This window comes from Verrucomicrobiota bacterium, assembly GCA_016200005.1.
Classification (GTDB): Bacteria; Verrucomicrobiota; Verrucomicrobiia; order Limisphaerales; family PALSA-1396; genus PALSA-1396.
The window spans coordinates 17,798-41,851 of record JACQFP010000075.1; the positions used below are offsets into that span (position 1 = coordinate 17,798).

The window sequence follows — 24,054 nt, forward strand, 5'->3', positions numbered from 1 at the left end:
AGGACGGACGCCTGGTGAAAGGCGAAGCGCGCGGAGCACAGAGAATCATTTCATCAGCGAGGTGATGTGGCGGAAAAGGTTGGTCGGTTCGATGAAACTGCGATTACCCATGATGGTGCAGGCTTCGGCGCCGACCACATTGGCGATGAACCCCAGCACCAGGGGCGGAGCGTCGAGCGCGACGCAGGGGGCCGTGATCGCGAGCACGGCGTCACCGGCACCGACGCGGTCCACCACGCGGATGGCGAAGGCCGGCACCTGGACGATTCCCTGCGCGCGATCATGAATCAATACGCCGTAACTGCCTTGAGTGACCAGCAGCTTCCGGCTCCTGACTCTGCCGGCGAGTTGTTGGACAAGATGGTCCAGATTCGCCGTCAACTGCCGGGCATCGAGCCGCAATTCCATCTCGCCGATGGTGACATAGTCGGCGCGCGAATATTTCGAAATGGTGTTGAACCCCCGGTTGCCGGCGTTGGTTTGTGTGGTCACCGCGAGGAACTTGGCCTTTTCCGACACGAGCCGTTTGACCTGTTCGGTGATCAACTCATGCCCGTAGTCGGCCAGGATTACCACATCATACCGGGGCAGGAGCTGCTCCAAGCGCTGGCAGAACTCAAGCTCGACCGCGGCTGGTAACTCCTCATCGCGCATGACGTAAACTTCAAACAATTTGCCGCCAGGGTATTCCTGGAGGAACCGTTGCTTGATGATGGTCGGGTAGCCAGGCAGCCAGACAAAATGGCAGGCCACATTGCTGTTCAAGTTGGCGCGGATGAAATCCTCGCAGGAGTTCATATCGCCGAGCGCGCTCAACACGGCCACTTCGTCGCAGAAGTTGGACACGTGGTTGGCGATGGCCAGCACGCCCCCGGTGTATTGCTCCGTGCGGTCGTGTTGCGCGGCAAGGATCGAGTCCTTCCCGGATTTGCCCAGAACGGTGCAGAACTGGTACTGATCGATGATGGTCTCGCCGAGGACCAGGACCTTGAGTTTGCGGATGGCTTGGAGGTGGCCGAAGACTTCTTCGGGGGTGTGCTGATTGCGGAATTGCTCTAGGAAGGTCTTGGTTTCCGGCGTGAAGACTTCCATGAAGCGGTTGATGAGCGTGGACGCGCTATAGGTCTCTTCATCCGTGTAAACGAGCTTGCCGCCCACGCCGATGATGGCTTGCTCCTCCCGTTCGATGGCGTCGGAATGGTCGCGCTTGCCCGATTCACGAACCAGCCCTTTCACGAAGAGGCTGGGTTTGAGCAACTGAATTGTTTCAACGGCGGTCGGCCATTCGTTGATGGCCACGTAATCCACGCAGGCCAGCGAGGCCAGGGCCTCCGCCCGCAGTTTCTCAGGAAAAGCGGGGCGATGTGGTCCCTTGCGCACAAAGCTGTCCGGAGTCAGCGTCACGACCAGCACGTCGCCCAGCTTGCGCGCCGCCTCCAGGTGTTTGATATGCCCGATGTGAAGCAGATCGAAAACTCCATGGCAGTGGACGATACTTTTCCCCTGCTCCCGAAGCGATACCAGGGTTTTGGCGAGGTCTCCCAGTCGCTTGACTTTATTGCTGGTCATTTCCATTTCGTTTTACTTTGTCCATACCGCTTCCACCGTCGGGCTGGGTTCATTTAAGACATGGAGCGCATTAGCGCCAAGTACAAAGCAATATCGGCGGAAAAGTTTGCAGTTGGCGGTGAATGTTTTGTCGGTATGCTTGGGGCGTTGTTGGTTTAGCACCAATTCTTTATGCGCACCAATGAGAACCGAACCACGCCGGCCAGTTCTGTCCGGCGCGATTTTTTTATCCTGTTGCTTGGTTTGATCGCGGTGTTGGTCGTGCTGTTCCATAAGAGCTTTCAATCGGGGCAGGTGATTTTCAGCAACGACGGTCCCTTGGGCGCGCTTGTTTCACAGTCGGACGTCACCCTGAACAATCTTGATTGCGTCTGGCAACCATTGAACTGGCTGGGGACAGCGCAGCCGAGCGTTCCGCCCTCGCTGGTTACTTTGATTCTTCTGCTCACCGGCCCGATCCTTTACTCGAAAATCATCGTCCCAATTTGTCTTTTGGTCCTGGGATTGTGCGCCTGGTTTTATTTTCGGCAGATGCGGTTCAATGCCACGGTTTGCGTCATCGGCGGCCTCGCGGCGGCGCTCAACATGAATTATTTTACCAGCGCCTGCTGGGGACAGATTTCGCGACCGCTGACCTTGGGGGCCGCGTTTCTCGCCCTGGCGGCGTTGCAAGATAATTCGTCCAAATATCGCTGGGTCAAAGCTCTGCTGGCCGGCATGGCGGTGGGCTTCAGTATCATGGATAGCTTCGACATCGGTGCCATCTTCAGCGTCTTCATCGCGGCGTTCGCGCTTTTTCAGGCATTGTTTGGCGAAGGTTCACTCGCTAAGAGATGGACTCAAGGCATTCTTCGCATCGTGCTGGTGGCCATTTTTGCCGCCTTGATTTCCGCGCAAACTTTGAGTTCGTTGGTGGGCACACAGATCAAAGGAGTGGCCGGCACAAAACAAGATGAACAGACCAAGGCCGAACGCTGGGATTGGGCCACACAATGGAGTCTGCCCAAGATCGAAACGCTCCAGTACCTCGTGCCCGGTTTGTTTGGATATCGCATGGACACGCCCGGAGGGGGCAATTACTGGGGCTCCATGGGACAGGATCCCGAATGGACGCGGTATCTGGATTCTGGTCGGCAAGGGCAGCCGCCAACTGGCCGAATGCTTCGTTTTACTGGTGGAAGTACGTACGGCGGGCTGGTTGTTTTGGTGCTGGCTCTTTGGGGTGTGCTCCAATCTTTCCGTAAGTCCAGTTCTCCTTTCAGCGTCAGCGAACGGAAATACATCTGGTTTTGGTCGGGCATGGCGGCGCTTTCGCTCTTGCTGGCCTTTGGCCGGTATGCGCCATTTTACAAGCTTTTCTACGCCTTACCGTATGCGTCAACGATTCGAAACCCGGCCAAGTTTTTGCACATTTTTGATTGGGCACTCCTGGTAGTTTTCGGCTACGGCTTGCAGGGATTCAGCCGCGTTTACCTGGAAAAAGCCCGGGCCGTTGTAAAGGGAGTGCAACCTCAAAACTGGTGGGCCAAGGTCAAAGCCGCCGACCCAAAATGGATCTTTGGCTCCATCATCACCTTGCTCGCCAGCGTGCTTGGTTGGCTGGTTTATGCCTCGTCGCGCACGAATCTGGAAAGTTACTTGCAGACCGTTGGTTTCGAACCCACGGGCGCAGCCGAAATGGCAAGGTTCAGCGTGAATCAAGTCGGCTGGTTCGTCCTGTTCCTGACGCTGACACTGGGTTTGGTCACCTGGATCATGAGTGGTCTGTTCGTCGGGGCACGCGCGAAATGGGCCGGAATTCTCCTGGGTCTGCTGCTGACGGTTGATCTGGCCCGCGCCAACGCGCCGTGGATTTTTTATTGGAACGCGGACGAGAAATACATCCAGGCTGGCAACAACGCCGTCATCGATTTTCTAAAGCAACGACCTTACGACCATCGCGTGGCGCTGCTGCCCTTCCAGTCTCCGCCGCAACTCTCCGCCATGCAGCAGGTTTATCAGATCGAATGGCTGCAACATCTCTTTCAGTACTACAAGATTCAGTCGCTGGACATCGTTCAGATGTCGCGCACGCCGGAAGACCTCGCGGCATTCGAAGGGGCTGTGCGGGCTCAAGGCACGCCGCTGACCCGACGTTGGGAGTTGACCAATACGCGCTACCTGCTCGGAGCTGCGGGTTTTCTCGATCCGCTGAATCAACAAATCGACCCGGCACAAAAGCGTTTCAAAATTCACACGCTTTTTAACTTTTATCAAACCGCTCAAGGCGGCCCCATCCTGGTGCAAACCAATGCCACCGGCCCATACGCTTTGATCGAATTTACCGGCGCGTTGCCGCGAGCAAAACTTTACGCGAACTGGCAGGTGAGCACCAACGACGAAGCAACCTTGAAACAACTGGCCAGCCCGACGTTTGATCCATCCCAAACGGTGCTCGTGGCCGACAAACTTCTGGCCATCAACTCTCCCGTTGCCACCAATCAAAACGCAGGCACGGTGGGATTTGTCAGCTACTCGCCCAAACATATTGTCCTACGCGCCAGGGCCGAAGTCCCATCGGTGCTCTTGTTAAACGATCACTTTGATCCGAACTGGCGCGTAGTCGTTGATTCCCAACCCGCCACCCTGCTGCGCTGCAATTACCTGATGCGCGGGGTTCAACTCGCGCCGGGTGAGCATCTGGTGGAATTTCGTTTCTCGTCCGGCGAGGGAAGTCTTTACCTCACGCTGGCAGCGATCCTCGCCGGCTTCGCCCTGCTGGCTTTCGTAATGCTGTCGCACAAGCGGGCGGCCGCGTGACGAATATGGCCCCATTGAATCCCGAAGGGGAAATTGTTTTCACGACACCGTGGTTTCAAATCCTCGCCAACCGTCCGGCGGGTTTTGACCAGCCACATTACTCGATCCAGGCGGTTGATGTCGTTGTCATTGTGGCGGTGAATTGTCAGGGAAAACTTTTGCTGGTGCGCCAGTTCCGACCGGCGGTTGATGCATTCACGCTCGAATTGCCAGCCGGCCACATCGAGCCGGGCGAAACTCCCGAAGACGCGGCGCGCAAGGAGTTGTGGGAGGAAACGGGCCACGAAGCTGGAACGTTGGAGTTGTTGACAAAGCTCTCGCCCTCCACCGCGCGTTTCACCAATCGGCTATGGTGTTTCTTCGCCGCCGACGTCAAGCCGGGTTCGCGCCCGGACTTGAAACGCGAGGCCGGAATCGAACCGGTCTTTTTTGAGAAGCCTTTGCCATCGCTCCTGACCGAAAAGGAATTCTTGAGCGCACCCAGTCATGCGGCTTTGTTTGCTGCCGTGCTGCGAGGGAAACTGAAAGTCTGACCGTGCCGGAACATTTTCGGGCGAGACCGGGCGTCACCACAGAAATGCCCGGAGTCCCAACAGCGTCTTGCAGGGCCTTGCCGCCACCGTATCCATGAATCCGGTACTCACAAACTTTGTCGCATACGCGACAAAGTTTGGGAGACGATCCCCGGCCAGTCTTATGGGGAGGGCAAGCGTTGAACGAACTTTGTTTCCGAGCGGCAGTTGCAGTCGCCGCGGCCACTCCCACTCGCAAGCCGCGCCCAACCTTACCACCGCTTCCCGTTTTCCCCGCGCTGCGATTCACAGAGTCCCGCTCCAATTCCGAATCCCAAATGGATTCAAGTCTGTTCAATCGGTTGATTCTGTCTCATTTTATCTGAGCTGTGAGCGACCCTTTGCCATCTTCAAACAATCCGCTGCCGGCGACGCCGCATCGCCGTCGCCCGCGTTATGCCGGCAAAAATCCGCGCCGGTTCGGCGACAAATACAAGGAGCATGACCCGCAGCGTTACGGCGAAACCGTCGCGAAAGTGCTCGCGTCCGGCAAGACGCCCGCCGGCACACACCGGCCCGTCATGGTCGCAGAAATTCTCGAAGTCCTCGCGCCCAAACCCGGTGAAGTGGCGGTGGATGGCACGCTTGGATACGGCGGTCATGCCGAGGAAATCCTCGCGCGCCTCCAGCCCGGTGGGCGAATGCTCGGCCTCGATACCGATCCGATCGAATTACCGAGGACGGAGGCCCGCCTGCGGGCCGCCGGTTTTGGGTCGGAGATTCTCACCGTCCTGCGCAGCAACTTCGCCGGTTTGCCACAGGCGCTGGCCCGAGCCGCATTACCTGGCGCGGATTGCATCCTTGCTGACCTCGGCGTTTCATCCATGCAACTCGATGATCCGTCGCGCGGCTTCTCGGCGAAGTCCGATGGGCCGCTCGATATGCGGATGAATCCGCAACGCGGCTTTCCGGCATCGGTGTGGCTGGAAAAGATTTCACCCGATGCACTCGCCCAGTTACTCCGGGAAAACGCCGATGAACCCCGCGCCAGCGAACTGGCTGTCGTCCTTGCGAAAGGCCGCTTTGCCACGACCAAAGCGTTGACCAAAGCCATCCGTGCCACCTTGCGGCGGGTGAACAAGGAAGAGGTTGAACTCACCGTGCGCCGTGTGTTTCAAGCTTTGCGAATTGCTGTGAATGACGAATTCTCCGCGTTGGATATGTTTTTGCGTCATTTGCCTGCGTGCCTGAATCCGGGCGGCCGCGTGACGATTCTCACGTTCCATTCCGGTGAGGATCGACGCGTGAAAAAGGCGTTTGCGGCCGGTTTGCGTGACCAGCTCTACGCGGACATCGCTCGCGAAATCGTTCGTCCCACGCCCGACGAGCGGCGCAACAATCCTCGCTCCTCACCCGCCAAACTTCGCTGGGCGCGAAAAGTTGAACGTTAGGGGATGTGGATGAATTCACGGCGCATGGTCATCGTGGGCGGTGGAGCGGCGGGATTTTTTGCCGCGCTGGCGTGCGTCGATTCCGGTTGCACGGATGAAATTGTCATCCTCGAAAAGACTTCCCAGTTTCTTTCCAAGGTCAAAATCTCCGGCGGTGGCCGGTGCAACGTCACGCACGCCTGCTTTAACGAACGCGAATTTGCCACGCGCTTTCCGCGCGGTGAGCGCGCATTGATCGCGCCATTCAAACAATTTCAGGCGCGCGACACGGTGGCGTGGTTCGCGGCGCGCGGTGTGAAGCTCAAGGCCGAGAGCGATGGGCGGATGTTTCCCACGACGGATTCGTCGCAGACCATCATTGATTGCCTGGTCAACGCAGCGCGCAGGGCGGGCGTGAAGCTGATGACGAATTGTGGCGTCGAGCGTGTCGCGCGCGCGGGACGTGGGTTTGAGGTGGCGCTGGCAACCGAGCGCGGCTCTCTGCTCCAGCGGGATGAGGTTGGCGTTCAAGCTTCAGCTTGTTCGGCTGACACGGTGAGGCGTGAACTCCAACGCGCGGAGGGGGAGACCGGCGCTCCCATTACTTGCGACCGGCTGCTTCTGGCGATTGGCGGATGCCGGACGCCGGCGCTGGGTCAATTGGCGGTCGCGCTGGGGCATACACTCGAACCGCCCGTGCCGTCGCTGTTCACGTTCCACATTGCCACACCGTGGTTGCGGGAATTGGCGGGAATTTCTGTGGAAACCGTTGAAGCCTCCGTTGCGGGCGCCGGATTATGCGAGCGTGGCGCGCTGCTGGTGACGCATTGGGGGTTGAGCGGGCCGGCGATTCTGCGTTTGTCGGCGTGGGGCGCGCGCGCGTTGCACAAAACGGATTATTGCTTCGCGCTTCACGTCAATTGGTTGCCGCACCTGAACGCGGAGAAACTCGCGGCGGAATTTCAGGCGCGTCGGCGCTTGCAACCGGCGCGCCTCATCGTGAATTCACCCATCGCACCATTGCCCGCGCGGCTTTGGGAACATCTGGTTCTCGCCTCTGGAGTGGCGCGCGGGACGCGATGGTCGGCACTCTCACGTTCAGCGCAACACCAACTCATTGAACAATTGCGCCGCACGGAATTCCCAGTTACCGGAAAAAGCCTGAACAAGGATGAGTTCGTGACCTGCGGCGGCGTCCGGTTGAGCGAGGTGAATTTCAAGACGATGGAGAGCCGCATCTGTCCCGGTCTTTTTTTCGCCGGCGAAGTGCTGGATATTGACGGCCTTACAGGCGGCTTCAACTTTCAGGCGGCCTGGACGACGGGCTGGATTGCCGGACGAGCGATGGCGCGGAGTTGTTGATCAAGCGCGGCTGCGCCGCGCGTTCAAAAATGTCGGGCCGCGAGCCAGCCGCCGACGTAAGGAGAACTCCACGGTTTGTTGCCGGGCATCGTGCTCGCGTCGCTGCGCCGCGCGGACAGCCTTGTCCGCAAGTTCGCGAAGCCGTGAAAGAAACGCGCGGACAAGGCTGTCCGCGCTCCGGCGACGTGGATAGGCGGATTCCCTGGCAAATCAAAACCTCCCGTCCGCGTCGTTACCTTGGCGCACTTCTGTAACGGGCCGTCAGACCTTGCCGACACGCGCCGGGGTTGGTCTGATATTCTCCTTCAACGGCGCGCGCGCGGCTTTTTCGAATTCAAGGATGCGGCGTTGGAGTTGATCCACTACGCCGAGCAAACGGGCGTTCGCCTGTTCGACGGCCTGGTTCGACGCGGACTGTCCGCCGTCCGACAGGGCGCGGCTGCTCGCCATCGTCAGTAAGCTAGGACGCACAGAGGACAATTCGGCGAGACGATGGGCGACCCGCCATTGGAAGTAGGAAATGAACAGCAGGGCGATGAATACGAGCGCCACGAACGCGCCCGCCACCACCAGTACGACATGATTCATTCTTTGCATGGCCGCCAATTCACCGGCACGCTGGGTGTTCAAGGATTCTTCCAGGAGTTGGAACCGCGCCGTCATGTCTTCAATCGCGCGCCGGACCGCCGCCTGCGCGTCCTGCTGGCTGCGTTCGAGGGCAAGTTGCGTGGCCTGGATTTCCTGTTGCAACTGAAAATAGGCTCGCTGCACGTCCGCGACGCCAACATCGGTTGTGGTCGGTTGGGGAATTTGAGCGGCCGGCGTATCATCGGCAAACGCAAGGTTGGCACCGAGGGAACAAAGCGCACCGATGAAAAGGAATTTCAAAAGCGGCGCGCGTTTCATGGTGAACCGGGCACCAGGCTGATGCGTCACGCCCGTCCTGTCAAGCGTAGCGCGCGCAGGACAGTGTATTTATCTGGTCACGATTGAATGAGTTGCCATTTGGCGGCCAAACGAGGTAAGAGAACTCGTGTGACCACGAACCCCCCGGGCAACTTTGGAGTGAAACGACCCGCGTTGTTGATGGTCTTTTTGGCACTGACTCAAATCTCTTTTGCGGAGGAGAATTTCCAGGTTCTGCCCTGGAGGACCAACCGGCCGATTGTCCAAATCACGAAGGAACTCTACAAAAAACGTCCCCAACCGGGCGCGGCGGCCTTGGTGTCGGTGTGTTACGTCGGGCCGAAGCTGGAGCGGATGGAAATCCACGCGCTGGAGGTTCGGGACGACGTGCCGAGCGAGCCGAGGCGGCGTTTTTCCACGGACAATGGACGGACCTGGTCGGCCTTTGAACCGCAACCCCCCACGCTCAGTTATCCGAACAAGGTTGAGGTCTGGGAAGGCGGTGGCGCAAAGCTGTACGATTCGAAGGCAAGAGTGTTGGTCGAGGTTTGGTTGCGGCAGATTGCGGTGCAGGGACGGTACAACTGCTTTACCTACTACCGGCTGTCGCGCGACCACGGCAAGACTTGGAGTGTGCCGAAACAACTGCGGTATGAGGATGGTGCGGACTTCGACCCTGCCGACCCGCTTCGGCCGGATTTCCTCCAGCGCAATCAAGCATACTTCGGCAGCCACATCCTTCCGCTCAGCAACGGCACCCTCATTCTCTGCGTCGCGCACGCCAATGCTCCCGGTGATCCGGCCAACGACAAACGCGCCTGGCGGATGGGCTCGTTGTGCTTCATCGGCAAGTGGAATGCCCGCGCACAAGATTACCAATGGACGCCGGGCAAGCGGGTTGAAATTGCGCCAACGATTTCGTCGCGTGGTTTAATGGAGCCGGAAGTCGCGGAGTTGAACGACCATCGCGTCCTCGTTATCTGGCGTGGCTCGAACACGGCACAAACTCCGGGACGCAAATGGTTCAGCACGTCTTCCGACGGCGGCAAGACCTTGAGCAAAGTGCAGGAGTTGAAATACGACGACGGCTCACGCTTTTACTCACCTTCCTCCTACCACCGCATGATCCGTCACAGTGTGACCGGGAAACTGTATTGGATCGGCAACATCTCCGCCGTGCCGCCCAACGGCAACTCGCCGCGTTATCCGCTCGTGATCGCTGAAGTTGACGAAAAAATTCCTGCCCTCAAACGCGCCACCGTCACCGCCATCGATGATCGCCAGCCCGGCCAAGGCGACGCGATTCAATTCTCGAACTTTTCATTGCTGGAGGACCGTGAGTCTCACAAACTGGAATGTTACCTGACGCTGTATGGCGAAAATGCCACCAACATTTTCAGCGCCGACAATTACAAGTACACGCTGACCTTTAATTGAAATCTGTCTGGCGCCATCCTCGTCCACTCACCTGAAGGGATTGCCAGACCAAAACAAATCGTCAATTCCCGGTACGGCGCCACTTTAATACACCCCCTCCACAATATTCTTCTCCATCGCGCCGAAGGGGCGGACTTCGGCCACGCCGTCCCAGGGGTAGGGCGCGCGCGGTTCGCGGCGGATGGCTTCATCGCGTTCGAGAAAGCGCGGCATGAAAAATTCCTTCGTCATGGTCGTCAGTTCCACACGGCCCCATTCGCCGTAGCCGACGAGCTGACTGGTTTGCTGCGGGTTCACGACCCGGAGCACGGCGCGCGGTTGCGGAGCGTAGTAGGTGATGGAGAATTTGTCTTCCGGCTTCAATGGCACGCTCGCGGCCAATCCCATCAATGTGTTGCCGTAAGTGGGATAAAATCCGATGCGACCTTCCAGCACCTCCTCGACGATGAAGCGGACGTATTGCGGGGCCATGGTCGTGCCGCCGCAAAAGACGCCGCGGATGCCCGCTTCCCAAAGATCGATTTTTTCCGCGAGCGCTTCAAGCAACTTGGGCGTTGTGAAAAGCCCGCTGATTTTACGGTGTTTCAAAATCGTCACCGCCTGATCAACGACGTGTTCCATGTAGGCTTTGGCCTGATCGAATTGTTTGGCACTGATGATCTTCTTCACCCAACGCGGGTCGAGGTCGATGAAGTAACAGGAGCTGCCGCGAACGTTGGCAAGGTGCTCGATGGCGAGGCGCAATCGGCGCGGGCCGGTTGGGCCGACCATGAGCCAGGCCTGACCGCGCGGGAAATGTGTGTCGGAAATCTTTTCGGAGAACTCACTGTAATCGACTTTGTAATCGTCCCAGCCGATGCGTTGCTTGGGCATGCCGGTCGTGCCGCCGGTCTCAAAAATATTGAATGGGCGACCCTTGAGCTTTGCCGGCACCCAGACTTCGGGCTGCAAGTCGCGCAGGGTCTCGTCCTGAAAGTGCGGGAACTTCGCGATGAGATCGGTGAAGGCATTCACTTCCTTGCGCGGGTCGAAATTTTTCTTCGCCCAATCGAGCCAGAACGGGCAGCCGGTTTCCGGCGAGAAATGCCACGCGATGATTTCGCGCAAGTGAGCGTCGAGTTGAGTTTGAGCGGATTTGATTTCGGATTCAGTGATGGGCATAATTCAATTTCAAATTTCACTTTTTGGGCAGGCCAAGACTCAGGCGGACTTCGGCGCGAATGGAGCGGCACGCTTTCAGCGCTGCCCGCGCATCCGCCCGCGTCGCGACGTGTCCGGGGTAACGGAACTTTACAGCGTAATTTGTCAAGTTGCCAAGCGTCGTGTGGAAAGCGGCCCAAAGCGGATGGCGAACTAATAATTGATTCAGCAGGACTTGAAGGTCGTGGGTCTTGATGACGGGCGCTCCGTCTTCAACCATCCGCGCCTTGAGATATTTTTCGACGCATTGCTGGCAATGAAATCCAATCGAGTTGGCGGTCGGTTTCCGGGTGCGACTCCGCAACGCCAGGCCGGCGATCGTGTAATCTTCCTCGGCGGTGGCCACCCACTCCTCCGTATCAGGCTTCATACATCACCTTGCCGCGCGTCAGCACTTCGCGTGTGAAGTAATCCGTCTTCCGCGCACGAGCGGGACTCCAAACCAGCAGGTCCATCGGAAATGGCGCTCCCACCTGCCCGCGAATTTTTCCCATCATCTGGATGTCGCGTCCCCGGAAAGGCATGACCACCGCCAGGTCCACATCGGAATCCAGTGTTGGTTTGCCATACGCATACGAACCAAACAGGATAATTTTCTTCGGACGAAACTCACGTGCCACCACGCGGCAATAGCGTTCGATTTGATTGCGGCCCACGCGCCGGGTGCCGTTCCAAAGTGGGCCAGGCACTTCTGGATGCCACAGCCGGATGGGTGCCTGTCCGTTTGTGGGTCGTTTGGCTTGTTTTCGGCCTTTGCGGTTCATCGAATCTTCAATTCCAGTTTCACGCGGCGATGCTCACGGCTCAAGTTGTTCTTTCGGCTCAGGTAGAATGAAGGTTGCCGCGAGCGCAATGATGAAAACGGACGTGCCGACGATGCCAGCGGCCACGGCAACGGAATCGAACGTGCTCTTCGCGCCAATCATGGGCGCGATCCAATTCGCTGTGACGAACGCGGCGAAGGTCCCGACCATGCGCCCGCCGACGTTCGTCGCGAAACTACCACCCGTGCCGCGCAGGTGGAGCGGGAAGACTTTCGGCAGGTATTCGCCAAAGTAGCTGAACTGGGCCACGACCATCAGGCCGCAGAAGAAAATTCCCCACTGCATCGCGGCAGCGGATTGGTGGTAGAGCACCCAGTACGTGACCGGAAACAAAGCCAGCCCGGGCACGAGGAAGAGCCGCAGCAAATTCCGTCGCGTGATGGCCGCTAGCAACAGCACGGCCAGAAGAATTCGCCCGACCAGTCCGCCGGTCTCCTGGAAAAGCTGAATGGTGTTGCCACGCGTTTTGATGGCGGTGTCGAAGGGCTCCTGTAAATCGCGGTTGTCACCGAGCAGCTTCAAGATTTTCTCCCGCTCGACGACAGCCTTCCTTGCGTCGGGTCTGGACTCCGTCAACTGGACAAGATTCGTCTCCAATTGATTGAAGCGCGTTCCAAGCGTTGCGAGCAATTCCTTGTTGTCAGCCTTGCGCGCAGCGCGCTGGGCAATGCGTGTTTTCGCCCGTTGCGCCGCGAGTTCAGCAAGTCCGGGCACGTTTTTCTCCGCCTGCAGGAACGCCGGCATGACTGCGAGAAGGTTCGTGTTGAGTTGGATGGCCCCGACCTGGAGCGGTCGCAGCGCGTTGCGTTGCTCGGCAAGTTCCGGCAGTCCGGGGGCAATGCGTAACGGCGTGAGTTGCAGCGCGCCGAAGGCTGCCGCATACGCGCACGCGGAAAGCAGCGCGGTCACCAGCGTTACGCGGCGAAGTTCCGGTGCGAACAATTCGGCGAAGCTCGGACGTTTGAGCGTGCCGGCCCGGCGTCGTTCGCGCCAGATTTGCGATTCGGGTACGAACGGCAGGAGGAATGCAATCAGCAGCGCCGGTATCAATCCCGTGAACAAAGTGTAGCGCCACGCCGCGTGCGTGTTAAATACGTCCGGCAGCGGCAGCGCGGGCAATGTATTCGCGTGCGAAACCACCCAGACGTTGATGCCCGTCACCAATAGTCCGCCGACCGACGCGAACGCCTGCGTGCTGCCGATGACGATTTCTTTGCGTCGTTTATCGGGAAACAATTCTGCCAGCCACGTAATCGCCGCGACGAATTCGACGCACACGCCAATGAACGTGGTGCAGCGGAAGAATACGAACCAACCCAGGCTCGTGCTGAGCGCCGCCGCCACCGGCGAGAGCGAGTAAACAAAAATGCTCGCCGCCATGATCCGCTTGCGCCCGAAGCGGTCAATGAGCCAACCGCCGAGGAGGCCGAATACCCCGCCGCACAGCGCGGATAGCCAGAGCATGTTGCCCATCCATCTCGTGACGAGCGGATTATTGGCGGGCACTTGCAGCAATTCGGCGATGGCCGGCACGCCCACCAACGGCGTCATCAGCAGTTCGTAGGTGTCGAACAGAAAGCCGATGGCGGCAATGGCGATGATCAACCACTGCGTCAGCGTAAAGCGTGAACTGGACTCGGAGGACATATTCAGTCGGCTTTGATCAACTGGTTTGCTTGTCAGTCCAAACCGGTTATTTCCTATCGTCCGGTTTCTTCAAATCGACCTTGGGCACTTCGTCTTTGCCGGCGGCCGCGCGCGCGGCATCGTAGAACGCGTAAAGATGATCGTTCGAAGCAACATAGACGACGCCGTTCGCCACAACCGGCGTGGAATAAACCGGCGACCCTAAATTCACTTCACTCAGAACTTTCTTTTCCTTGCTGGCAGCCATCACCACAAAGTCACCGTCTTCATCGCCGCAATACACTTTGCCATCCGCGACCATCGTCGAACCCCACATGTGCGCCTTCATGTCATGCACCCAATAGACCTTGCCGGTCTCGGCATCGAGGCAATGGACGAAGCCGGAGAAATCGCCGACGAACAGCAGGCCCGTGTCCGGATCGATCGAAACGGTCGAGATGCTGCGATGAATTTTGTCGTAACTCCAGAGCCGGGCCGTCTTGGTGACATCGCCGGTCTTGGTGGCGTCGATGCAGGTCAGAATGCCCACGCCTTCACCGTGTTCGGGGTCCTGGCCGACGGCGACATAGACCCGGTTTTTGTAAAAGACCGGCGTCGCATTGATCTCGCTCACGCCTTCGGCAGCAGGATATTTGAATGTTTTCCGGTCGGGCGGATTGCAGTCGAACCACCATACTTTCTTGAGATACTCCGCGTCCTTGTCTTCATCGCGTTTGTATTCCGGCCCCGCCAATACCGGCACTATGGGCGCGCCCGTGCCCTTTTGCGGTTGCGCGTCGAACGCATAGCAAACGCCGTCACCGCCGCCGAATAAGACAAGCTGCTTGCCGTTGACTTTGCCGGTTGAAGGCGAACCCCATTGGCCGTGGAAAATCCGCGGGCCTATTCCAGCGTTGTCTTCCGCCGCAAGTTTCCCGGTTTTTTTGTTGAGCGCGATGAAACTCGGCGAATTGGGCGACGGAATGTTCACGTGCGACCAATCCTGACCGTTGGAGGTGCAGGCATAAACCAGGTCGTCCACAATCAGCAAGGAGCAGTTCGACGCGTTGTGTGGGAAAACCCCGAGGTCGTCCATCATGTCATAGACCCAGATGATGTCGGCGTCTTTCGGGCCGATCTTCGCCTTCGGTTTGCCGGGACCGACGACATATTGCGCTTCGTCCTGGAACGGGCCGTCGTTGCCGTTGGCCATGCCTTCGGTGTCGAGGCAGATGACTTCGCACCGGCTCGTCACAAGATAAACGCGATTGCCCTCGACGCACGGTGAAGACAGCAACCCCAAACCTTCCCAGTCGTTGACTTTGCCCGAGGCGAGTTTGGGCACGACCAGTTGCCAGAGAAAATCACCAGTCTTTTCGTCGAAACAAAGCAAGATGCTGCGATCCCCCTGGTGTTGCGGGTCGCGCGGGTTCTCGTTGTTGGTGCCGATGAAGACCTTGCCGCCAGCGACGACGACATTGCCGTAGGCTTGCGAACCGAGTTTGGCCACCCACTTGACGTTCTTGGTGGTACTCATGTCAATCTCCTCGGTGCCGGCCTTGGGTTTGCCGGGGTCGAAGCGATCGGGCAGACCTTTTGCGGGCGAATACATGTTGCGCCCCGGATCATTGCCGCCCCATCGCGGCCAATCGGCGGCGGAGGCGGAAAGTTCCAAACTCCAGGCACCAAGTATCAGAGAAGCACCAAGCGCCAGGCGCCAATGGCCATGCCTGATTCTTGATGATTGTCCCGCATGACAGGTTGGAGCCTGGATGCGCTCAGGCGTTTCATTGGAGTTGGAATCTGGAATTTTGATTTTCATTTCTTTGGTTCGTCTTTCATCACGTATACCTTCTGCGTTTCTGGTCTAGCCGGCAAGCCGCTGGCCACACGGATCAACCCGTCCACCGACAAGTCTTCATCCAGTTCCAGCCAGTGAATGCCATAGCCAGAAGGCGAGATCCGATAATTGCGCCTGGCCGCCTCGTTTGCATGAGTCAGTCGCTCGGAAACTGCTGCCACGGCAACCCGAAATACTTTACCGTCCACGCGCAACACCAGACTGCCGCCGTCAAACCCGACGCTTTCGACGTTGTGAAATTTCGTGTTCATGGTTATCCATGAATTCTTTGCCACTCGCTCACAATATAGTCAAAGTTTTCAAAAATGATCTGCCGAACTTGCCGACATACCTTGGCGTCATGTTGTAGGCAAACGCCTCCCGAATGTTAAACGCCTCCGGCTCGATCCAATATTTGCATTCTGCTTCTGCCTTCTCAGCGTGAATGTGCATCGGCTCACCGCGCTCGTTCGAGTAAAAGTGAAACCGCCAGCCGTTGATGAACAGAATTGCTGGCATGGTCGCGGTGGTTGTTTCAATTCGCCGTCACCTCCACATTGTCAATATAAACGCGCATGTCTTGCGGCGAGAAGCCGAACAATCCGGGGCAGCCGCTTTGATGCGCGTGTTTGTGCGGCGCTTCGAATGTCCATTTGTCAGGTTCAGGCTCGCCTTTTTTCCACGCCTTCGCACGCACCACACCGGAACCGTCGGCGACCGCGTCCACCCGCGTCTTCAAGTGATACCAGACGTTGGGCGACCAATCGAACGGCGTGCTGAACCGGAACAACTCGTCGTTGGAACTGATCTCCAGTTTTTTCTCGTTGCCCTTGAGCACAATTTTGTAGCGCTGATTGATCACGCCGACATCCGACATCTTGCGTTTGTTCCCTTCACTCATCACGTCGGCCTCAATCGTGTAATTCTGCAAGGCCGGATCGCCCATGAAAACCGTGGCGCGCTGAAAAAAACGGTTGTCGATGGTCTTGACCAGACACTTGTTGCCGTCCTTCTCACGCACATCGAACTTGAAGCGCGCGCCGATCCACGGCAACGGCGGATACGCGAAATGCGTCGCCGGCTCGATGTTGTTGGAAGTCACTTCGCTCAATTGAAACGATTCAAAGTCCTGCTTGATCGGCACCCCCGGCAAAACCCGACCGCGAATGTAACCCTTCAAACCGTCCAGCGACGCCTCGAAAGCGCCGGCCGACGCCTTCACGTCGGAAGCGGCGACGAAATTGCCCTCCGCATTGAACTCCCCCGCCAAAGAAGCGCGCACCTTGGCCGTGGGCGGAACATAGTGCGCCCATTTCACGGATTTCACGTCCTTGACTTCCTCAACCGTCAGTCCGTTGGCGTCGAGTTTGCGCACGCGAAACGACGCGACCTGTCCGGGCTTCAACAAGACTTCCGACGGAATCACTTGCAGTTGTTTGGCCGGACCAGGTGCCGGCCATTTCTCGTCGGCCATCTCGCGCGGCAGACCGGGATTATTTCCTTTCTTGCCGAAGCAATACAGTTTCTTGCTCGTCTGGACGTAGATTTTGCCGTTATAGAGCGTGGGAACCCCGAAGCAGCGCCCCTCCAGCGCCACATGAGAAAGAATCTGGCCGTCCGTGTCGCGGGGTTTGACGATGTAAAACGCGCCTCTGCCGCCGGCGGTTTCCTCGCTGGCTTGTTCGTTCTGACCGGGTTCGTTCAAGACCGGCACATACAATTTGCCATCGGCGTAAATCGGACACGCGTTGCGCTGCTCGATGCCGAGCTTGAGTTTCCAAAGAATCCTTCCGCTGTTCGCGTCGATGCAGGCGAGGTTGCCGACTTCGCTCGTGAGATAAACGCGGTCGCCAACGAGAATCGGCGAACTGGTGGAAGTGCGCAGTTCGTTATTCCAAAGTTCCACCTGCGAACGCTCCACAACGACCGGCCCGGCGACGGTATTCGTGGGGAAGACATGGGGAATTTTCATGGCGACCATCTGGCCTGGTTCGTACGGCGTGCCGTAAATGGCGATGATCTTGTCGTTGTGATGGACGAGCACCGAGGAATTGATGCCGGCTTTGAAAAGCGGGATGCGCCAGATGGGATCGCCCGTGCGCGCGTTCACGCACACGATGCTGCCGTCGCCAGTGGAAGTGTAAAACACGCGCCGGCCTTCGAGCCAGCCGAGCACTGGCAGCGAAAACGAATTGTCATGTGGACGATCACCTGGCGACGACGCCCAGACCAGTTCACCAGTCTTTTTGTCGAAGGCGTAAAAGCGGTCACCGCCCGGTCCCTGCGCGCCCCAGTTCGCCGTGATACCGCGTGTGATGAGCAGGTCTTTATCAATCAACGGGGACGCCGTGCGACCATTCGGAAATGTCAACCGGCCGTAAAGCTCCATCATCGACATGTCCCATATTTTTTTGCCGTCGGGCGTGAAACCAGCGAGAATTCCTTGCGTTCCTTGCATGTAAACATTGCCGGTTTCAGGATCGATCGTCGGACTCGAGGTTGCGTAACGGTGATAAATGATGTCGCTCAAAAAATCGCTGTAGCCCTGCTGCCACAGTTTCTTGCCGGTTTCAGCGTCGAAGCACGCGAGCACCTCCTGCAAATCCGGGCCGTCGCCCACATAGCCCATGATGTACAGCCGGCCGTTCGCGATCACCGGCGCGGACTGACCGGGCAGGTCGGCGATCCAGAGTGGTTTCCCGACGTCGATTGTATCCGGCAGATTTTTTTCGTTCGAGGTGCCGTTTTGATTGGGCCCGCGCCAACTGAGCCAGCCCTGCACCGGTGCGGCTGAAGTTTGGGAAGGAATGGCAGGTCCGCCAGCGAGGAAAAGACCCAGCGCGCTTAAGACAGTTGAAAGTTTCATGGTTGCACTCCGGTTCGTAAACAGCAGCCACGCTCAACGCGCGCTGCTGGTTTTCTCCCCAGACGGCTGACACTATTCTGCAGGTCTGAAAAGTTTGCAATGACAATAATACTTATACGTATAAAATGCTGACAACGTTCAAATTTAATCATGCCGTCAACCAACCGAGCTTCTGCGTCGCCCATTGATTCGCCCGATCGCCGGCGGCTGCCGCTCCTGCTCCGCCGCGCCTGGTATGGCTTGAACCAGGCGTTCCGACGCCGCATCGCGCACATTGGGGTGACCCCCGATCAGTTCACCGTCATGCGCACCTTGCTGGAAAATGAAGGCGTGACCCAGCGGGAACTGACCCAACTCATGACGAGCGATCCAAACACCGTCGCCTCGCTGCTCGAACGAATGGAGAAGGCCGGGTTGGTCGAGCGCCACCTCCACGAAAAAGACCGGCGGGCCCATCGCATCCACCTCAAACCGTCCGGCAAACGCAAATACGAAGCGGCGCGTGAAGTTGCACTGGCGCTGCAGACGGAGATTCTGACCAGGCTGCCAGAAGATCGACGAGAGGAATTCCTGGAGCATTTAACGATGGTGGCTGACGCATGTCGCGCCGTGGCGGGAAAATCTTCCAAGCGAACCCGCTGAGGGGGTTGCTTTGCCGCGTCCAACGCAACCAACCGCCAAACCATTTCTTCACCAACGGGATCAACCGGGTGCGATTCCAGGCGTCGCCGCCCTGCTGACTCCCATCAGTCTGGATCGGGTAAGGATGTTCATCCGTGCCGCTGGAATAGAAACTCCGTCTGGACTTTGATCGTTTTGCCGTCCATTTCCATCACAGGATACGCGAGGAAGTTGATCGGTCCGGAAGCGGGTTGCGGATCGACGATCAGGTCGCGGCCTTTGCTCAACTCGAACCGATTCGCCGGATGATGACCAAAGTAATAATCCGCCAGGCTCGAATTCTTATCGGCCTCGCTGATGTCCACGGGCACCCACTTGCCGTCGGCGAAAAATTCCGCCCAACAGTGGTAACCATCAATCCCGCCGTCATTCCGCTCCGAGGGAATGGCAGCGCCAATGGCAAATCGGGCCGGGATGCCAACCTCGCGCGCCAGCGCGATGAAGTAGGCGTGGAAGTCCGAGCAATTGCCGGTGCGCGCGTCACAGGCGTACACGGCGTCACCGCGGCCCCAGCCAGGACCATATTTGGCGTAGCGCAGTTTTTCGATCACGTGGTCGTACAGCGCACGGGCGCGAGCCAGATCGGCGGTTTTGCCGCGCGTGACTTGCTGCGCGATGCTGCGGAAGGTTTCATTGGTCGGCACGAGACGCTCGGGGTTCAGATATTTTTGCGTCATTGGCTCCCGAACCGCATATTCCGATTTCTCGAAGCGTTTGACGTGGTACCGGACTTCGATGGTCTTGCCGCTGTCCGCCGGGCCGGCGTTCAGAAAAAGAACCTTGTTCCCGTATTTGCGCTCATCCAGCTCGCGCCACTGTTCGGGCGCGGTGATGTTTTTGACTTCGACGCGCTGAAACGTGTCCGACGTGGCCAATGGCAGCCAGAGCCGCGCAGCGTTGGTGATCGCCGGCAATTTCACCCGGTAAACGAACTCAAACTCATCGGTGCCGTTGATGACGCCCAGCAGACGCCGGGACGCATTCTTGGCCGCGACTTTGCGCCAGGTGCCGTTTCGCTTTTGTTCCCAAAGGTAAAGCGGTTGCCCATTGATTTTGTGGACGCTGGTTTCCGTGACCGTCATCGCGCCGGGCGGACCTTTCAGGAAGAAGTCCACGTCGTAAACGGGTCCGTCAGTCCCGACGAGGTCCACGCACGCGAAGCTGACGCCGTCGCCGAGATCGGACAAATACTCGAGATGGACGCGCACGATTTGGAGGTTTAGCTCCTTTTTATTGTGTTGAAGTTTGAAGTAGCCACCGCTCGCCTTTGATTGCTCGGCGATGTGTTTCTCGATCCCGGCCGCGATGTCGTCAATCGTGACGGCGGGCTTGGTGGTCTTCTGCGCCGCCAAGGCCGTGCAAAACGGCATCAGCGCAGCAAGGCTCACCAACCACGCAAAAACAGAAGCGTGTCGTGCAGACATTGTTGGAGCTCCCCGGCGTGACGAATCGTCGAACGATGCGTCGCCCCGTCTGGTTCAGTGGTTAGGGCTTGGAGGAAGGCGCGTTGGTCCCCGGATGCTCCGCTTTCGGATGCTCCTTGCTGGGATGTTCCTCCGTGTGCTTGCACGCGGAGAGCGCCAGCGTTGAAATAAAACACAATACCAGCAGCCACGACCATTTCTGGAGGGTTTGATTTTTCATAGTTTCAGCAATTCCAATCTCTACATGGTTTACGCTTTCCGACAGATTAAATGCCTCACGCCAGTCGAACATTCCACAAAAAAACTCTCCGGCTCCCCGAATCGAAGCGCAGCTTTTCCGCAGGTACGACTGCAGAATCGGCTGGCCAAACCCTTGCAGACGCCATTCGCGCTTTCGACGTCGGCAACAAAAGAATCGGCTGTGAAGAAAAGAGTGGCCCTAAAATCACACCTTCAGCCAGTTCAAGATTCGATAAACCACGCTGCTTATTTCCCACTCACATCCACACAAACCAAATCGCCCCTGGCGTTGCGGCAATAAATTTTCCCATTCGAAAGGACGGGCGTCGTCCAGCACTTGCCGCCGAGCACTTGTGCTCGGGAAATCGGTTTGAAACCAGCGGGCGACGCTGCGGCCACCACCAACATTCCCTTTTCGCTCAGCACAATCAGTTTGCCATCCGCCGCCATCAACGAGCCTTTGCCCAAACCGCCTTCGGTCCATTTGACGGCGCCGTTCGATCCATCCAGACATTTCAGGTCCGCTTCATCGAAGCCGTAGATGTTGCCCGCGATCAAAACAGAACTGTTGAAATGGTTGCGCATGTTTTTGTTTTGCCAGACCACGGACGGCTTGTTGCCGCTCACCTTCAACAGGGCGCAGCCTTCATTGTAACCGGAGGAAATAAAAATGTTGTCGCCGTTGATAATTGGGTCGGCGGCATTGACACCGTATTTGGTTTTCCACGGAAACGTCCACAGCAGTTTGCCATCCGCCACCGACACAGCTTCGAGCTCCGTCGTGGAGAACAAAGCCACCGCTAGTTGCGAGCCTTGATTGACCGGCACGGGCGTCGAGTACCCGGCGGATTCTTTGCCGGAGGTCCAAACAACTTTGCCGGTCGTCTTGTTCACCGCGGAACCGGCGACGCCGGCATTGATGATCAACAAATCCCCTTCCACCAGCACCGAACTCGAAAGTCCCCACTCCGGAATTTTCAGGCCCAGCTCGTCGTGAACGTTTTTCGACCAGATTACGTTGCCGGTCTCGGCGTCGAAGGCGAACAAATGACCTTTGCGGCTGAACGTATAAACCTGCTTGCCGTCCACCGTGGGCGTGGCGTTCGGTCCGCCTTCATAAACGTGCGGATCAATCGGGCAGGGATAAGAATGTTTCCAGCGGAGTTCGCCAGTGTTGGCGTCAAAACAAAAAACCGTTTCCGTGTCCTTCTCATTGCCCATCGTATAGACGCGACCATTGCTGACCGACATCGATGAAAAGCCGATGCCGACGGCGGCTTTCCAAAGTTGCTTCGGCCCTTCCTTCGGCCACGTCGTCTGCCAGCCGCTTTCCTTGGAAATGCCGTCGAGGTCCGGCCCGCGCCAGCGATACCAGTCCAGCGCTTCGGCTGCGAATGTCGAGAGCGCGAACAACACGGGCAACACAAGCAGCGAGTGAGTTTTCATGTCGCCAAGTTAACCAGTCAGCAAAGGCTGTCAACCGTGCGGACTAACCTTATAGGAGCGCGGCTGTGTCGAAGACCAGCCGCAGCAACTTCGCAACGAGTGGCCGTAGGAATGGACCTGATGCCGCCGGGCATTTCGACGTGCTGCGGCTGGCCGAGGACGACACAGCCGCGCTCCCACCATGTCGCTTCTCGACAAATCATTTCTTGAAGTTCAATCTGCCGACAATGGCAAACGATCCTGATGCGCCGTTCGATCAACTGTGGAAGGAATACGGCCTGGTGTTCCGCGACTTCGACGACCTCACGCTGGCCCGGTGGTTGTCGCAGACGTTGAGTCAATTGCAAGGGCGCGCGTGGCGGTTGTCGCATCCGTTGCTCGGCGCGTATCGGCTCGGCGCGCAACTGGCGCATGATCGGCAGGTGTGGTTGAAACGGCTGGTCACGTTGCCGCCCGCCTATCCGGAATCGTCATGTTGCCGCGCGCCGCTGCTGCCCCTGCTCACGCGCGACGTGCAGGAGTCGGGTCTGATCTGCGAGCATTGCAGCGCAACGCTTGTGCCCTTCGAGGAAATTCCCGCCGAGCTACGGCCCGAATTGCAATCGTGGGCGTCCAAGTATGCGCCGGTTCATGCCGTCGCGCACTGGGACGACCGGCAGCGCAAAAGCGCGGGCAATTACGATCGCGCATTTGAACAGGCAGCCAAGGAGGCCGAGAGTCTGCTGGTGTTTGCCGCGCGCGAGCTGCTGCCCAAGCTGGTCGAACATTATCCCGCCGTGGTGTGGGAAGACCAGGACGAGTGCCTCGATGTCCAGCCGGAAGATATTCAACTTTGAGCGGATGAAAGTTTTTATCCGTTGGGCGAAGCGAGCCGGTCTCATCGTGGTGGCGCTGCTTATGGCGCTGATCATTTTCAAAAACGACATCCTCAAGCCGGTCGCGGTCCGCCGGATTCGCGCTGAAACCGGGATGGAGGTGAAGATCGGCGCGTTTGACTTCGGGCTGCTTTCTCCGACCATCACAATCAAGAATCTCAAGCTCTACAATTCCGCGGAGTTTGGCGGTTCGGTTTTTTTGGACGTTCCGGAGTTTCACGTCGAGTACGACCGCCACGCGCTCGCCTTGCGCAGGCTGCACCTCTTGCTCCTGCGCTTCAACCTGGCCGAACTGCACTTGGTCAAGAACACCAGTGGCCAAACCAATGTGACAGCGTTGCTGGAACGAGTTGAAGCGCGTGCCGAACATCAACACAAGATCAGAATCGGTCGAACGAAATACGAGTTTGACGGCATTGACACTTTGGAACTGACGCTCGGTAAAGCGAGCTTCACCGATCTGGGCCACCCCGCCAAAAACCAGGAGCGGGACATCGGCTGGACGAACGAAGTGGTCACCGACGTGAAATCGGTGGGCGACCTTTACGGCGGACTATTCCTGATCATGCTCAAACAGGGGCGCATCGATTTTCCAAGACACCCAAGTGAATTCACAAACGAAATCACGAATTCAATGCCGGAGCCGATTACAGTACCAGCAACGAATGAACCGGCTGGAAAATAAATTGGATGTGTCGTAAGGGGACCGTGCTCCCCCGAGTATTCTTTCACGTTCGGAGTTTATCCAAAATCACCCCTGCGCTACAGGCGGCTTCGTCAAATACCAAAATAAGCTTTTCAACTTCTACAGATGGCCACTTCATATCAGGCAGGAGTTTTGATGGCGTGGTTTGATAAGCAAGTATCTGCTCACCGCTAGGAATTTGTCGGACTTAGAATTGGGTTGCTGTGGCGGAGCCTTCTGGTGCCGTTCTGCGCCTGAGCAAAATTATTGTTACTCAACGCCACACCGTTTCCCTGCACTCTCGCAAGCGGTTCTTGACCGTTTTTCTCCCC

20 protein-coding genes and 1 pseudogene are annotated in these 24,054 nt (G+C 57.8%); 8 read left to right on the plus strand and 13 right to left on the minus strand.

What is annotated here, in order from left to right:
• Window positions 1–45: 45 nt before the first annotated feature.
• Window positions 46–1,569, minus strand: coding sequence for an adenylyltransferase/cytidyltransferase family protein (locus HY298_24325; protein ID MBI3853386.1), 1,524 nt, complete (start codon window positions 1,567–1,569; stop codon window positions 46–48).
• A 171-nt stretch (window positions 1,570–1,740) separates the two neighbouring features.
• Between HY298_24325 and HY298_24330 the strand changes: the two genes are divergently transcribed.
• From HY298_24330 to HY298_24345, 4 genes are all read left to right on the plus strand, one after another.
• Window positions 1,741–4,368, plus strand: a complete 2,628-nt coding sequence (locus tag HY298_24330; protein ID MBI3853387.1) for a hypothetical protein — start codon at window positions 1,741–1,743, stop codon at window positions 4,366–4,368.
• Between the two features lie 5 nt (window positions 4,369–4,373).
• Window positions 4,374–4,901, plus strand: a complete 528-nt coding sequence (locus HY298_24335) for an NUDIX hydrolase (protein ID MBI3853388.1) — start codon at window positions 4,374–4,376, stop codon at window positions 4,899–4,901.
• 380 nt (window positions 4,902–5,281) lie between these two features.
• The gene (gene rsmH, locus HY298_24340) at window positions 5,282–6,331 is read left to right on the plus strand and encodes a 16S rRNA (cytosine(1402)-N(4))-methyltransferase RsmH (protein ID MBI3853389.1); all 1,050 of its coding nucleotides are present in this window, start codon (window positions 5,282–5,284) and stop codon (window positions 6,329–6,331) included.
• 9 nt (window positions 6,332–6,340) lie between these two features.
• Window positions 6,341–7,672, plus strand: a complete 1,332-nt coding sequence (locus HY298_24345) for an NAD(P)/FAD-dependent oxidoreductase (GenBank protein ID MBI3853390.1) — start codon at window positions 6,341–6,343, stop codon at window positions 7,670–7,672.
• Between the two features lie 261 nt (window positions 7,673–7,933).
• Here the strand turns inward: HY298_24345 and HY298_24350 are convergent, their stop codons facing one another.
• Window positions 7,934–8,578, minus strand: coding sequence for a hypothetical protein (locus tag HY298_24350; protein ID MBI3853391.1), 645 nt, complete (start codon window positions 8,576–8,578; stop codon window positions 7,934–7,936).
• A gap of 129 nt (window positions 8,579–8,707) precedes the next feature.
• On the opposite strand from HY298_24350, the gene HY298_24355 reads away from it, so the two are divergent.
• On the plus strand, window positions 8,708–10,015 hold the full coding sequence (locus tag HY298_24355) for an exo-alpha-sialidase (GenBank protein MBI3853392.1): 1,308 nt from the start codon (window positions 8,708–8,710) through the stop codon (window positions 10,013–10,015).
• 84 nt (window positions 10,016–10,099) lie between these two features.
• Here the strand turns inward: HY298_24355 and HY298_24360 are convergent, their stop codons facing one another.
• The 8 genes and pseudogenes from HY298_24360 to HY298_24395 form a co-directional block, all read right to left on the minus strand.
• Complete coding sequence (locus HY298_24360) at window positions 10,100–11,176, minus strand: hypothetical protein (GenBank protein MBI3853393.1); 1,077 nt, start codon at window positions 11,174–11,176, stop codon at window positions 10,100–10,102.
• A 16-nt stretch (window positions 11,177–11,192) separates the two neighbouring features.
• A complete protein-coding gene (locus HY298_24365; GenBank protein MBI3853394.1) occupies window positions 11,193–11,585 on the minus strand; it encodes a HEPN domain-containing protein in 393 nt (130 codons plus the stop codon).
• Window positions 11,575–11,979, minus strand: coding sequence for a nucleotidyltransferase domain-containing protein (locus HY298_24370; GenBank protein ID MBI3853395.1), 405 nt, complete (start codon window positions 11,977–11,979; stop codon window positions 11,575–11,577). The genes HY298_24365 and HY298_24370 overlap by 11 nt, the downstream gene beginning before the upstream one ends.
• A gap of 33 nt (window positions 11,980–12,012) precedes the next feature.
• Entirely contained in the window at window positions 12,013–13,686 is a 1,674-nt protein-coding gene (locus tag HY298_24375) for an MFS transporter (GenBank protein ID MBI3853396.1), read from the minus strand.
• A gap of 46 nt (window positions 13,687–13,732) precedes the next feature.
• Window positions 13,733–15,487 carry a PQQ-binding-like beta-propeller repeat protein gene (locus HY298_24380; GenBank protein MBI3853397.1) on the minus strand — a complete coding sequence of 585 codons (1,755 nt, stop codon included), beginning with the start codon at window positions 15,485–15,487 and terminating at the stop codon, window positions 13,733–13,735.
• The gene (locus HY298_24385) at window positions 15,484–15,777 is read right to left on the minus strand and encodes a DUF2442 domain-containing protein (protein ID MBI3853398.1); all 294 of its coding nucleotides are present in this window, start codon (window positions 15,775–15,777) and stop codon (window positions 15,484–15,486) included. Before HY298_24385 ends, HY298_24380 begins: the two co-directional genes overlap by 4 nt.
• A gap of 2 nt (window positions 15,778–15,779) precedes the next feature.
• Window positions 15,780–16,024: pseudogene (locus HY298_24390) on the minus strand (DUF4160 domain-containing protein).
• 16 nt (window positions 16,025–16,040) lie between these two features.
• A complete protein-coding gene (locus tag HY298_24395; protein MBI3853399.1) occupies window positions 16,041–18,371 on the minus strand; it encodes a PQQ-binding-like beta-propeller repeat protein in 2,331 nt (776 codons plus the stop codon).
• A gap of 150 nt (window positions 18,372–18,521) precedes the next feature.
• On the opposite strand from HY298_24395, the gene HY298_24400 reads away from it, so the two are divergent.
• Window positions 18,522–19,013: a winged helix-turn-helix transcriptional regulator gene (locus HY298_24400; protein MBI3853400.1), complete on the plus strand. Its 492-nt coding sequence runs from the start codon at window positions 18,522–18,524 to the stop codon at window positions 19,011–19,013.
• Window positions 19,014–19,141: 128 nt separating this feature from the next.
• Here HY298_24400 and HY298_24405 read toward each other — a convergent pair whose 3' ends face one another.
• The 3 genes from HY298_24405 to HY298_24415 form a co-directional block, all read right to left on the minus strand.
• Window positions 19,142–20,476, minus strand: a complete 1,335-nt coding sequence (locus HY298_24405; GenBank protein ID MBI3853401.1) for a transglutaminase domain-containing protein — start codon at window positions 20,474–20,476, stop codon at window positions 19,142–19,144.
• Window positions 20,477–20,537: 61 nt separating this feature from the next.
• The gene (locus HY298_24410) at window positions 20,538–20,696 is read right to left on the minus strand and encodes a hypothetical protein (protein MBI3853402.1); all 159 of its coding nucleotides are present in this window, start codon (window positions 20,694–20,696) and stop codon (window positions 20,538–20,540) included.
• A gap of 266 nt (window positions 20,697–20,962) precedes the next feature.
• The gene (locus HY298_24415) at window positions 20,963–22,162 is read right to left on the minus strand and encodes a PQQ-like beta-propeller repeat protein (GenBank protein MBI3853403.1); all 1,200 of its coding nucleotides are present in this window, start codon (window positions 22,160–22,162) and stop codon (window positions 20,963–20,965) included.
• A 227-nt stretch (window positions 22,163–22,389) separates the two neighbouring features.
• Here HY298_24415 and HY298_24420 point away from each other — a divergent pair, with 227 nt between their 5' ends.
• Window positions 22,390–22,998, plus strand: a complete 609-nt coding sequence (locus tag HY298_24420; GenBank protein ID MBI3853404.1) for a hypothetical protein — start codon at window positions 22,390–22,392, stop codon at window positions 22,996–22,998.
• 4 nt (window positions 22,999–23,002) lie between these two features.
• Window positions 23,003–23,722 carry a hypothetical protein gene (locus HY298_24425; protein MBI3853405.1) on the plus strand — a complete coding sequence of 240 codons (720 nt, stop codon included), beginning with the start codon at window positions 23,003–23,005 and terminating at the stop codon, window positions 23,720–23,722.
• The last annotated feature ends 332 nt before the right edge of the window (window positions 23,723–24,054 follow it).